The organism is Bradyrhizobium sp. CCBAU 51765 (assembly GCF_015291725.1).
GTDB classification, from domain to species: Bacteria; Pseudomonadota; Alphaproteobacteria; order Rhizobiales; family Xanthobacteraceae; genus Bradyrhizobium; species Bradyrhizobium liaoningense.
Map to the genome: position 1 here is coordinate 7,107,603 of NZ_CP030038.1, position 13,594 is coordinate 7,121,196.

Here is a 13,594-nt window from a genome sequence, read left to right on the forward strand (position 1 = left end):
TGCGTAGTTGTCCTTGTGATGCGCCGCCTGAAAACAGGCTGTGGGCAGGCTATTTATGAAGACAAGTTGTTCATGCGCTTGCGCTCGTCTTTAAATCGAAAGATCAAGCGCAGCCCTCGTGTCGCTTGACATGAGTCGCGAACAAAATGTGTATGAGCAGCGAAGGAGCGCCCGAAGACGCTACAAACGGTAGATCAGGCTATTATGAGCCTCGGAACGTACAGAAGGGTTGCAGCCCCAAAGTACCCGCCGAAGCATGGATCTAAACTCATAGTCGACCTACCAATCTCCGCTCTAGCAACGACATCGCCGGTATGCACCCGATCAGGTGACGGCCTCGGACAATCCGAGGCTTTAACTTTTTGGCGGAAACAACGACGGTTCGTCTGGTAGACGGAACCAGCGGTTGCCCCGCAATTTTAGCTTCTTGCCGCGATCCTTTATCCACTCTCGATCCGGAGATGCCGAGGCTTGCAGCGCTCGCCAATCCCCACCGGTTTTCCGACGGTGCCACGATAAACGTGCGGAGAGGCTGATCCTGTAATGGTCGTGGTGAATGTCAATGTATCTGCAAAAATCGTCGCGCTCGTTTTGTCAGGCGACAAATTCTTGATTTCATTGACCTCAAAGAAGGTCGAAACCAGTTCGTCGATGCCGATCTTTGCTGCGATCGGGTAAGTGTAGTTGGATGATTTGTAGTCGTAGCTCGGCCCACACTCCAGCTGGCCATTCTCCAAGAGATCTTCGGCTGTCTCACCCACAACGAAATGTCTGAGATTCTCGCGCCTGAAATCGCCGCTTGCCGACAGGCCGAGTCCTGCGGCCCCATTGATGAACAACTTGACGGGATCGAGGACGCCGGAAGCGCCGTTGTCCTCAGTAATGTCGAAGGAAAAATCACAAGCTATGCCACTCCGGATGTATCGATCGTAAATGACCTGCTCGATCCCGTTTAGACGAGTCCTGAGGTTCGACGGCCACTGTCTTCCGCGGAGAGCGCTGAGCTCATCAATCAAAGGGTTCGCCAGATCCTCCTTCCGGAAGAGTGCAATCGCCTTGTCCTGGATTGCCAGCCGGCTTTCGCAACGAATGTATTGCACAAGCTCAGACGTGCGCACCCCGGTAACATCCTGTTGGACAGGATGGAGCGAACAGCCCGCAAGAAAGACCGTTGCGATGCAGGCCAACGGCGGCTGCCATAGCCTTTCACCCCATGCTTGGCTTAAGATCTTCGTGCGAATGTCGGGGTGCTTAGACCGCCTTTGCAGCATGATTATTCTCAAAGCAACTTGTTGAAACAAAGTACGAATACACAACAAGCAACGAATGCCATTCCCGCCGGATCGCGGCCGGCGGAAATGGCATGATGCAGTGTTTAAATCGCCGACCACCTTACGGCAGCCACGCGCAGGAATAAACGAGATACGAGTATGCGCGCTACAAATTCTCCGCTTGTGATCCAATCGTTTCATCTGCGAGGAAGGCTTGAGTACGTGAGGCCGACGGCGAGTCGCAGGAGCCCGCTCTCGATTCCAGTTAGTATCGCTTCTGGACTGTTGTCAGCCATGCCCTCGGCAGGGCGCGCAACACACCAGGCTCTCAAGCTTCTTAGCCGCACAGACTAGAGCAGCGGCGGCGCCGTTTTTTTGCGTTTCCAACCCAAGTTAGGCTGAACAAAAGCGCGGGACATTGCTTTAAAGCCGCAAGATGTCGCTCCCGAAGACATCCGATCGCAGCTTGTCGCGGGCCATCTCGCACCCTCTGCCTAGCCAGTGCGTATTCTTCCGATAGGCGGCCGTACCAAGCGTTTGCGATCAGGCTTTGCCAGCCACATCAAGGGGAGTCATACGTCGGCAACCGATTTGCGCGACGACGCGGAAGTCGCGGCCATTCGGAGGAAAACTCTGCCGTCGCCGCGTAGAAGATATCGACATTCCCGGACCACTCCTGTACGGAAGTGCACAATGTTAAACGCGCTACCTACGAGCGTGACCGTAATTCAATCTGTTTCGAGTCGCCCCTATGCTTGGGGCTCAATGCTTTCAATGTGAGCTGGCGCGAATGCTTGGTACCCGAGCCCACTCCTGTGGTGGCTTGCCAGCGACCTCCATTAATATGTGAGGAGAGGACGCGATGACTGTGCGCGAGCAGCTGTTTACTTTGTTGCGCAACCTTCGATGGATAATTGTTCTGTCGGTAGCTATCTCGGTGTTGCTTTACCTGCCGGATCAAATTCAGGAGCTCTACCGGATAGCCGCCGACGACCTTGGTTGGGTGACGTTCAAGGAGTTCACTGCCTTGGGCGTGATTGCGATAGCGATTTGGGCAAGCGCGTTTCAGCTCACGACTGCATCCCTACCGCAAATCCCCCAGCCTTCCGCGCGCCTGGCTTTCTATATAAGACTTGCTCCCGTGCTGATTGGAGCACTGCCGATCATCGCCGCCACAGCAGGTCAATTCGCCTCGCGGCCGGCGCGAAAGGTTGGCGAGGTCGAGGAAGTCGGAAGTATCTTCCGCATTCAAGACCAGGCGCTCGCGTTTGAGAGGAACGTGCTGTTCATCCTTGCGATTACCATGCTAATCATGCTCGTCTGTTTCGTGGCATTTACTTGGCGAATGGGATCAAGAGATCGTTCGATTGATCTAGCGAGCCGCGCTAATAACGCTTACTTCATCCGTTACAGGTTTCTCGCGCTCTCGATCGGCGGCATCGTGCTGTTGACAGCAGCATTCCTTATGGTGCCTGATAGGCTCGCACAATTTGTCGGAGCGTTCGGCGTGATCGCTCTCTTCGCGATTTGCGTCCTTGGTCTTACGGTCCATTTCGCTCTCTTGACGATCAGATTTGCGTTTCCGTTTATTCCTGTTGTGTTTGGCGGGTTGTTTCTGCTTGCCTCCTTGTTGGGAGGTGACGACCACGAACTGCGTAACGTCTCTGAAGCAAACAGCTCCCCGGAAAAAGCGCGCATGTCCGCAGCCGCCGGATTCCGCGAGTGGCTTTTACAAAAACCGCGGGTAGAGGAAGCCAAGAGGCTCGGCGAATATCCCGTCTTCATTGTGGCGGCTCAAGGCGGAGGAATCTATGCCGCCAATAATGCGGCGCGGTTTCTTGCGCGGATGCAGGATCTCTGTCCGGCATTTCGCCAACATCTGTTTGCGATAAGCGGTGTGTCCGGGGGCAGCGTCGGTTCGGCAATCTTCGCCGCTGCGCTCCACGCCGAAAATGCGTCCCTTGATCCGAATACCGTCGACGCAAAAACATGCCCCAAAATCGCGGATTTCCTGGCAGGGGTTGGACGGGTCCAAGATATTGACGCTCCTGGGCCGGTTGAGCAGCGCGTAGCAAGCGTCCTGACAACAGATTTTCTGTCGCCTTTGGTTGCCGGCTTTCTGTTTACTGACTTCACTCAGATGTTTTCACCGCTCGCGATCCCGGCCTTCGATCGCGCGCGCTTCCTCGAATACACGTTGGAGAACGCCGCTGACAGGGTCCTCCGCAGCAACAAGGGCGGCCGCAATCAATCCAATCTGCTAAGGGCTGACTTCCAGTCCCATTGGACGCCCGATAACAACATGCCGGCCCTGTTGTTCAACACGACAGATGCCGGCAGCGGCAAACGAGCCGTCATCTCTCCCTTTGATTTCGATCCGCTGCAGCCCAAAGACACGGACCTGTGTGTTCTTGCCGCGCTTGAACGTGCGGGCACTGGGGAGGACCAAACGGTCAAGAGCCATTCGCTGCATATTCCGCTCAGCACGGCCGCTTTCACGAGCGCACGTTTTCCGTGGGTGACGCCAGCGGCGACCGTCTCAGTCAAAAATGACTGCATAACCTCGCATCCGCAGGCGCGCCTGGTGGACGGCGGATATGTGGAGAACTCTGGGATTGAGACCGCGCTCGACCTGATTGAGAAGCTTAACGCCATCAAGGGCACCTCCGATGCGCCGAAATTCAGGATTTACCTGCTGTCCCTGGTCAGCGGGCAGTTCGGCGATCATGGTTCATTCATGTTCGGAGAGCTCATGGAGCCGGTGCGCGCGCTTCTAAGCACGCGGACCTCCCGTACCTATGTGGCCCTCAATCATGCAACCAGCATCGACCGTCGGCCGGACGCCGAAATGACGTCCAGTGTTCAGCGCTTTCCAACATTCGGCCGGACAGACATAACAGGTTTGTTTTATAGCCTTCCACTCGGCTGGACACTGTCCCAGAAGACCGAAGATATCATCTCATTGAGCAGCGGTCGCTTTTGGGACTGCGTGCCGAAGGACGACTTCGATCAGTCCCGCGAAAGGCAGAGCAATGCAGATTGCCTGCAGGTGAAGTTGTTCCATCTTCTGAATGGATCGGTCGCGGCCGCATTTGAAACGCTGAAGGATGCCAAACTTGCACGGGCTGCCTACGCCGACGAGCTAGCGAAGGAATATCAACCAACTCCAAAGATCAAGCCGCAGCCATTACTTGCGTGTTATGAGAGCAATTGGTTGCAACAGCGCGGTTATGAGGAATACCAGGAAAAAGTCGCCGCCTACGAGCACCAGCTGAGTCAATCGCGCAAAGATCATTCGCCGGCCCCTCCACCCGTTCCGCCATATCGCAAGAGCTATATGGCCTATTATCAGGCCGAGCAGGTCAAAGCCTTGTTGCAGGAATGGGATCGTGTCGAGGAAACGGATCCCCGTATCCTTGCCTATATTCTAGGATCCGTCTCATACGACAGCGCCGATTTTACTCGCAGCAGCGAGAACTTTTCTTACAGCGCGGTTTCTCAACTTCCGCAGAAATGGCGCGATCGCATTGACAAGAACAACTCAAGGCTCCTGGCCGCAAACAAGCCAGCGGTCGACGTGAACTCTTTGCTGAATCATCCCAAGGAACTGGCCAATTTCGTGCTCGCTTACGATGACAACGATTTTGGCAACCAGCCCGGAACGGACGACGGCTGGCTGTTTCGCCCGAGAGGAATGTATCAATTGGTCGGCCGTGAGCAGTATCAGGAAGCGCAGGATCAGATGGTGCAGCTACGCGAGCTACAAGGACTTGATCTGCTAACGCTACCCGACGCGCTATTTGATGCGAGGATCTCGGCTAAGGTTACCTTCGCTCACTTCCGACTGCACCGGTATAAGGACGGCCGGTTATCTCCGCCGAACAACCGCCGAACGCTGTTCGAATTGCTCAACGATCGTGCGAACGACTGGACAACGGTGCGCGCGTTGCAAACGGATATGACGCATCCAGCCGATCACGCGCGGGTCAATGCACGCAGTGAGATGTTCCTCGGCTGTATCGAGGAGGCGTTGCATCCGACGAAACTCAAGACCTTGCAAAGCCAATTCTACGGTGAGGAATGAAGGGTTTGATCCGGTCGCCCGCATAGCCTTGGGAGGCGCGTAGCGGCGAGATATAGTTGTTCGACAGCTGATGTTTGAATTTTTGCTCTTACAGGGGGATTTTCCAATGATCGCGAGGGGTCAAATCAACGGATCTCTGCTTCCGCGACGGCTCGCAAGCTTGTTAGCGGCGGGGTTGATGTTCGTCGCAGCTTTGGACGTAGGAACGGCTCCGGCGCAAGCCGCGTCGAGGCCGCTTGCGCCCAATGATGTATCCATTCTCTTTCCTCCGCCGAAGTCGGCGGCCGACCTCGCCAATCTGATCGCCGTATCCGATCTTGCGGGCCCTTCGGGATCGCCGCAGCGGCTGTTTTCCGACGCGGATTTCGCGCATTTTATCGCCAACGCCGAAAATCCGGAGCATCCGGGCGTGCCGGATTCGGGTGCACGGCACATTCAGTTTCCCGATGCCGTGAAAAAGATCGGCGCCTGGTTTGTGGCCGGGATCCGCATCGATCCGGGCGCGCCGGGATTGTCGCCGGAGATCATCGCGCAGTTTGGCCGACAACCACAGATCCGGCTCATCATTCAGCCGGTGACCAACGGGCCGGACGGCTTCAAGGTTCATGACACTGCAGGCCACCTTATCTTCAGCTTCACTCTCGCCCCGGACCCGCCTCTGGACGGTTGCGCGCCCTTCCCGCGATTCAAACCGGACGACGAAGCATTCAAGGCGATCCTTCGTGACGTCGCGACCTTGCGCGATCAGCTTGGGGCCGGACAGTTTGGCAATGTCAAAGTCTCGACTGCGGGTGATCTGAATGTGCATCCGGGTCTTGTAGGAGCATCGGCAAAGGCGTTCCGCGATGCCCTCAAGGCTTTGATTGAGAAGCACCTCTCGCCGCAGCGCCTCAATACCATGGCCGTGATGGGCATCGCCCCGCCCGAACCCTGGATTTTCGTGTCGATGTTAAGGGTCCCGCAAGCAGGCCTAATCCCAGTACCCGGCCCTACGCTTGATGGCATGCACGTGGCACAGATGTTCAGCGCCGTCGGCGGAAAGCACGTGGTCCCGGAACCGGCCGCGAACAATCAAAACCCGGTCACCTGTCGACACGCGGCGTTGCAAAATCCGCCCTTGCCCCAAGGTAATCGTAAGGGTGTTTCGACCTCCGAGTTCATCGATGGTAACGTGCCCAACAGCCGCATCATCGAGATCGTCAATACCATTGCCGATACGAAGAAGAGCCACTTCTTCAATACCGATTGCGTGAGCTGTCACACCGAGACGGCACAGCCAGTCGCCAGGAAAATTCCAAATTTCGTAGCGCTGGGCGTCAACCGCGCGGTGTGGCCGAAAGAAGACTGGAATGTTCGCAACTTCGGTTGGTTTCCATCCTTTTTGCGCGGCGGCCCGGCAGCGGCGACGATAACCAGGCGCGCGGCAGCCGAGACGTCCGACGTGGTCGCCTTCATCAATAGCCAATTGTTGAACAAGTAACAGACGCCGTCGCCGTTTCCGGTAGCCTGCCGGGTCGGCTGGACGCATGAAAACGATGGATGGAGTCCTCGCTATGGGCAGACCTTCTTTTGGCTCTCGTCTTTATTCCCGGTTGATGCGCTGGCCTCATATCACCAGCCTGTTATTAGCAGCCGTCGTTGTCGTGATCGTGGCAGCCGGCCTGGTGTATTTCGCCCCGGAGAAAGTTCGCGACGCAGCCCTTAAGATCAAGAACGATGCCAATCTCGTCGCTCAATTACTGCCTGCAACCCTGCCCGAGCCATCAAAAATTGAAAGCGCTTATTGGCTCCCGCAAAATTGGAGCGCCCGCCAGCGTTACTGGTTTCACCACACATCGCAGGGAACAGCGACCATCCCTGTCCCTTATCAGTGGTTTTTGGCCCTGGAACGCCCGGAGCTGTCCTTCTCTTACACGAGCTTAACGGACGAGAACTACCTGCGCCGCCTCGGCTTCATTCCCAGTCCTGGCTCAAAGGACTTCGCGGGTATGGCGCCCGCATACGGTTATCACGACGATGCGCCGAATGGGGACATAGCCAACCCCGGTTGGACTCCAAGCGCGCCCGCGAACCCGAATGCTTTGCCGGTCGGCTTTGCCATCCTCAAGGGCGGTGTCGATCCGGCTACTGGCGTCCCGTATGAAGATCAGATCGGGCTAACCTGCGCCGCCTGTCATACGGGCCATCTCGAATACAAGAATGTCAGCATACGGTTCGACGGCGGGCCGGCGATGGTCAATCTTGGCGAGGTTGAAAGAGCCGTCGGGCTGTCTATCGGCTACACGCTGATCTTGCCATGGCGTTTCGAGCGTTTCGCCAGCAAGCTGGAGCAGATCAAAGGGCAGAGCGTCGATCGAAGTCAGCTTCGAAGCGATCTTGAGCTAGCACTCCAAAAGATCAAGAAGCAAAAGGCGGAGACCGACAGACTTTTGACGGGACAGGGAGTGGCGGATCTCGATGAAGGGTTCGGTCGACTTGATGCGCTGAACCGGATCGGGAACCAGGTTTTCTATAGCAATCTACTCGATCCCTTGACCGGCGAACTGTCCGAGCCACTCCTCAAGCGCAACTTCGCGCGCCACGATGCCCCCGTGAGCTTTCCACCGATCTGGGACACGCCGTATTTCCTTTGGGCACAGTATGACGCATCTGTTCTCAACGAACTCGTTCGCAATGCAGGCGAAGCGCTCGGTGTCAGCGCAAAAATCAATATGACCGCTGCCGCGCCCGGAAGGCCGCTCTTTGCCTCATCCATACGTCTCTCCGACATCGCGCGGTTCGAAGAGCTTCTGCGCGGCACGGATCCCTTTTCGTCCGAAGATGCAGGAGGCAGAAAATTCACCGGGCTCGTGGCTCCCCGATGGAAGGACGCGCAGGAGAAATTCCGCGGTGACCCGGCCTGGGCGATCGATGAAAAGCTCGTTGAACAGGGTCGCGATCTTTATCGTGCTCACTGCTTTGAATGCCACCGAGGCCCGGTGAACGATGCTGCCTTCGACAAAAAGTGGCCGGAAGACTCATTCTGGCGCGCAGAGAACCCCGATCGCTCAGCCAAGAGCGAGAAGAATTGGGTAGAGGTCGGCGGACGGCATTATTTTAACGTCGTCCAGATGCCGGTCTCGGCGATCGGCACTGACCGCCAACAATCTAACGTCCTCACGACGCGGCGCGTTCACCTACCCGAGTCACTCGGATTAAATCCTGAAGATGACCTCAACAAAGCCGGAGGTTGTGGCCTTCTGGCAGATAAAGGCGTAGATCCTCTGTTTGTACTCGCGCTCATGGACGTGGTCGGCAAAACGATCGATCAATGGGTCATTGCGAACGGCACTTCTGAAGAGACCAAGCGGCAAATGTGGGGGCCTCGGAAGAACTGCCAAAACCAGCGGGTCTATGTCGGGGCGCGTGCGAGCCACAACGGCAAGGACGAGACAGTACTCGCCCTTGAGCCTCAGTACCGGGCTCGCCCATTGGACGGTGTTTGGGCAACGGCTCCTTATCTTCACAATGGGTCTGTTCCGACACTGAGAGACATGTTGGTGCCGCAAGCCGAGCGGCCGAGGTCGTTTTGCGTCGGCAGTCGTGCGTTCGACCCGGTCAAGGTCGGGCTTGTTACAAAAGCAAAGGCGGTCGAGAGCTGTGCGGCCGGCCTTACGAACTTTGATGTGTCGCTGCTTGGCAACAGCAATCGCGGACATTCGTTCGAGGGCAAGGAAACCGACTTAACGAAGCTGCCGCCTGGCGTCATCGGACCAGAATTGACCGAAGCCGAGCGCCGAGCGCTTGTTGAGTATCTCAAGACTTTATGAGCGATGGGTTGCCCGTCGGCCTGTGTGTCGGCGCCGCCACCTTCGACTTTCCGCCGACGTCGCGCGCGCCTCGTCAGCGCGCGTGCCACTCGGGATGCGATCGAAACCTTGATCCCAAGGGGATCAAGGACAAATCTGGCTGACCCCGTGTAGCAGGCTCCCAGAGCAGGTTGCTGAGTCCCCTGCTATGGCCGAATACCGAGCGCCGTGAGGAAGGCGGGACCGCGAGCCGCTTGCCATCGCGCTCGATTACCACGACAAAAGACGCAGCGGACGGCGCTCCATGGCTCGTATCGACCTGATGTGCCGTCGTGAGAGCAAAATCCCAGCCACGATACCTTGCCATCAGTGCCGTCTTCGGCGTTAGCGACGTTAACCAACGGCACAGCTTAGAATAAGCGCCCAAGCGCGTGTTCAGTCACCTAGACGCCACGCGGTCCGCCGCGAGGTCATGGATAATCCGAATTGGTCGCACGGATGATCCGTGCCGTAAATCAGATCAGTTATTAGTCGCCATGTTGGTCCGAGGAGGAAGCGATCAGTCCGGATGGACTGTCCGCCACGATTAACGGACCACTTGCACTCGTCCGCTAGCTGCGCTTGATTGCGCCTTTTGGGGCTCTTTTGATGACAGCAGCTACCAACCGCATAGGAAGCGGCAGAATTGCACCGACCTTTCGGCTTGAGGTCTGCGTACAGTGAGCGACTTTTTGCTTGGCTTGAACCGGTCGCTCTGGGCGCCTTAGGAGCGGTCATTGGCTGGATTACTGCGGAGTTTGTCGGCAAACCTGTTCGCGCGTTCTTCGATCTAAAGAAGGAATGCATAGAGACCCTCATACATTTCGGCAATGTAAGCGCACTACCTGTTGAGTTACGCTCAAATATGTTCAGGCCACGAGACCCACAGGTCGAGGCGATAAAAAAAAGACTGGCCGATGCCAGGGAGGCTTTTAGAAAGTGCGGCAGCAGATTACAGGCATTCGCAGAGACCGAAACTTTAGCGGTCGTCGCGTTGGGTGCGATAGGATACAAGCCACGTGAGGCCGGGCGGGGGTTCATTGGGTTATCTGCCTCAATTGGCGATGAGGGGGCGACCCTGCACGGAAATCGGGTATTGATCGAACACGCATTGAGAATGGATCATTAGCCGCTTGCGACACGGCCACCGTTGCGACTTCGTTGTATTAAGAAGCGCATCCCCAGTGAACTCGGGCGCTCGCAATCACAATGGCAATGGCCGATATTGATCGTGTGGCCCGACTGCGAGACTTTTGACTAGCCCTGGGGATTTCCCTAGGTTCTTTAGCGCATCCGAAGGACTTACTTTACACCTGCGCCAAAGGAGTAGAAGACGCCGGGAGGCAATAGGGCGATTCTTTGGGCGGCCACCATTATGTCAAGCCCAGTTCAAGTCTAGCTTGCGCATGATTGTTCTTGGCCGAACATGGTCTGCAGTTGCCGAATTTTCTTTTGGGGGCGCACAATATGGCGGAGCGGGCTGAAATCAAGGAACCAGCTGGCGGACTGAAAATCAATTGCACGGCTGCGGACAACGTCAACATCGCCTTCTATCAAAACGCTGTCCCAATAGTCCGCGAATTGGCAATCGAGAACGGCACGGGGCGCGATCTTTCAGAACTCTCCGTACATCTCACAGCGGAGCCTCCGTTTCTGACACCCGCGGTGTCACAGATCCAATACGTTGCCGATCGCGCCATTCATCATATCCGCAGCCCAGACCTGAAGCTGGATCCCGCGTTCCTGGCCGGCGTAACCGCCTCCAGGCGAGCACAGTTGCGCATTCGCGTAGAATCCGCGGGTGAAACGCTTATCGAGAGCGCAGTCGAGCTCAATCTGCTCCCTCCCTCGCACTGGGGCGGCGTCAACGCCGCGCCCGAGCTGTTGGCCGCTTTCGTTAGACCGACGGATCCCACCATCGATGTCATCCTTCGGGAAGCCTCGGGTAAGCTGGCGGCAGCAGGCCGTCATGATGCGATAGATGGCTATCACAAGCAGACCAAGGCCCGGGCCTGGGAGATAGCCGATGCCGTCTGGGCAGCTCTGGTTTCACACTCAATCGCCTACGTCCTCCCCCCGAAAAGCTTTGAACGGTCGGGCCAGCAGATCCGAGGCCCCAGCGAAATCCTGTCTCGTAAGGTCGGAACCTGTCTGGATCTTACTCTCCTCTATGCGTCCTGCCTTGAGCAGGCAGGCCTCAATCCTGTGCTTGTCCTAACTGAAGGTCACGCTTTCGTTGGCGTGTGGCTTGTTGACGAGGACTTCTCAAGCCTTGTAATCGATGACCCGCAGATGTTGCGCAAGCGCGTGCAGCTCGATGAGATGGTCCTGGTGGAGACGACGATCCTCACCGGGTCAAATCCAGGGCGTTTCAAACAAGCTGTCGATGCCGGCGCCAAGTTGATCGCCGAGGAGGCAACGTCCGAGTTCGAGCTTGCCATCGACGTCAAGCGTGCACGAAGCGCTAAGATCCGGCCACTCGATCTATCGAGGTCCGGCGAGCCGACCATAACCCCTTCTGGCGCACCGTCTGTCCCGAATGAACTTGGCGAAATTCCAAAATTTGAAGAGAATCTCGACAAACCACGGGAAGACGTTTCAGAACGGAGCCTGGATCGGCTAGAGGTTTGGAAACGCAATCTTCTAGACCTCACGCTGAGGAACCGACTGCTGAACTTCAAGGACTCGAAATCTACCATCGGGATCGAGTGCCCTGATGCGGCGATATTGGAGGACAAGCTCTCAGGTGGAGACCGCTTCAAATTGCTCGGAAGAGCCAGCGTGCTCGATGGCAGCGATGGCCGCGATACTGCGCTGCTCGCGCAGCGACTGCAGGACGACGCCCGCAAAGATTTCATCTCTGACGCCATGGTCCGCGGCGAACTCCACACCGCCGTTCCGGAGACCGAACTCGAAGGTCGGCTAACCGACCTCTACCGGGCCACCCGCCTCGCCTTCGAGGAGGGCGGGGCCAACATACTGTACCTCTGCCTCGGGTTCCTAAAGTGGACGCCCCACGATGGCGCCGGGCCCTACCGCGTTCCGTTGATCCTTGTCCCGGTCCAGCTTGAGCGCAAGAGCGTGCGCTCCGGCTTTCGCCTCGCGCTGCACGAGGATGAGGCTCGGTTCAATCCGACCCTGCTGCAGATGCTGAAGCAGGATTTTGACCTCTCGATTCCCGAACTCGAAGGAGAATTGCCGGAAGACGCAACTGGGGTCGATGTTGCAGGTATTTGGAAGACAATCAGGCGTCATATCAAGAGTATCAAAGGCTGGGAGGTTACCGAGCAGGTCGTGCTCGCGACGCTGTCCTTCACGAAGTACCTGATGTGGAAGGATCTCGTCGACCGCACCGAAATCCTGAAGCGAAATTCGGTGGTCCGGCATCTGATAGACACCCCCACCCACACCTGTGACGGCTCGGGCGCCGCCTTTGTCGCAGAGCACACCATCGACCAAGTCATCGATCCGGCCGAACTCTTCACGCCGCTCTCGGCCGACTCCTCCCAAGTTGCTCGCCGCGCAGCGTGGAGGCGATTTCGTGCTCTTCGGCCCGCCGGGCACGGGCAAGAGCCAGACTATCGCGAATATGATCACGAACTGCCTCGCTCATCAAAAGACGGTTCTTTTCGTGTCGCAAAAGACTGCTGCGCTCGAAGTCGTAAGACAGCGAATGCAGGCGATCGGTCTCGGTAATTACTGTCTCGAGGTTCATTCGACCAAAGCCCAGAAGTCTAATGTGCTGGAGCAGCTGGCCACCGCCTGGCGCGAGCGCAATCTCGTCACCGAGGAACATTGGTCGGCAGCGGCTAGCGAGCTGAAGCGGCGACGCGACCAACTGAACAAGCTTGTTTCCGCGCTACACCGGCGCCGCGCCAATGGAATGACAGCATACGAGGCCTTCGGACGGGTCGTCGCCGATCGCGATCGGTTTTCAGACGTCGGCCTGACATGGCCTATCGGTTCGGTACATACCCCCGAAGATCTCGTTCGCATGCGCGAGATTTGCTCAGATATTCGCACCGCCCTCGAAGCCGTGGGTGATCCTGTCAATCATCCACTCAAAGGCATCGAGCAGACCAAATGGAGTCCTGCGTGGGTACAGTCGCTTCAGCAGCTGGTCGACCGTCTCCATCTCGCCCTCCAGGAAGTTAGGACGGCTGCCGACGATCTGGTGTTGTCGATTGGGCTCGATGGCGCCGCTCGCAACGATGGTCTGTTGCCGCAACTGATCAAGCTCGTCTCGTTGCTGCTGCACGCCGATGCTGCGGACGGATCGCTTTTGCTCTCGACCGACGCACCAGAACGCGTGAACGCGTTGCACGACCTTGCCGACGCCGTAGGCCGGCTAAACGAAAAAAACTCGCAGCTTTCCGTCCAATACGAGCTCAGGGCGGCGCTGCTGGATCTGC

5 protein-coding genes are annotated in these 13,594 nt (G+C 57.1%); 4 read left to right on the top strand and 1 reads right to left on the bottom strand.

The window, feature by feature from the left end:
* Positions 1 to 440 precede the first annotated feature (440 nt).
* A complete protein-coding gene (locus tag XH96_RS33090) occupies positions 441 to 1,271 on the bottom strand; it encodes a hypothetical protein (protein ID WP_194389629.1) in 831 nt (276 codons plus the stop codon).
* Between the two features lie 862 nt (positions 1,272 to 2,133).
* Between XH96_RS33090 and XH96_RS33095 the strand changes: the two genes are divergently transcribed.
* The 4 genes from XH96_RS33095 to XH96_RS39510 all read left to right on the top strand — a co-directional run bounded on the left by XH96_RS33095 (position 2,134) and on the right by XH96_RS39510 (position 12,878).
* Positions 2,134 to 5,355, top strand: a complete 3,222-nt coding sequence (locus tag XH96_RS33095) for a hypothetical protein (RefSeq protein WP_246789852.1) — start codon at positions 2,134 to 2,136, stop codon at positions 5,353 to 5,355.
* 178 nt (positions 5,356 to 5,533) lie between these two features.
* Positions 5,534 to 6,835, top strand: coding sequence for a hypothetical protein (locus tag XH96_RS33100; RefSeq protein ID WP_246789853.1), 1,302 nt, complete (start codon positions 5,534 to 5,536; stop codon positions 6,833 to 6,835).
* Between the two features lie 46 nt (positions 6,836 to 6,881).
* Complete coding sequence (locus XH96_RS33105; protein WP_305853283.1) at positions 6,882 to 9,164, top strand: di-heme-cytochrome C peroxidase; 2,283 nt, start codon at positions 6,882 to 6,884, stop codon at positions 9,162 to 9,164.
* 1,434 nt (positions 9,165 to 10,598) lie between these two features.
* Complete coding sequence (locus XH96_RS39510; RefSeq protein ID WP_246789854.1) at positions 10,599 to 12,878, top strand: DUF4011 domain-containing protein; 2,280 nt, start codon at positions 10,599 to 10,601, stop codon at positions 12,876 to 12,878.
* Positions 12,879 to 13,594: the final 716 nt, after the last annotated feature.

Excerpts from the sequence above, each read along its gene's own strand:
- XH96_RS33100 (WP_246789853.1), top strand. The coding sequence starts at position 5,534 with ATGTTCGTCGCAGCTTTGGACGTAGGAACGGCTCCGGCGCAAGCCGCG.
- XH96_RS33095 (WP_246789852.1), top strand. The coding sequence starts at position 2,134 with ATGACTGTGCGCGAGCAGCTGTTTACTTTGTTGCGCAACCTTCGATGG.
- XH96_RS33090 (WP_194389629.1), bottom strand. The coding sequence starts at position 1,271 with ATGCTGCAAAGGCGGTCTAAGCACCCCGACATTCGCACGAAGATCTTA.
- XH96_RS33105 (WP_305853283.1), top strand. The coding sequence starts at position 6,882 with ATGAAAACGATGGATGGAGTCCTCGCTATGGGCAGACCTTCTTTTGGC.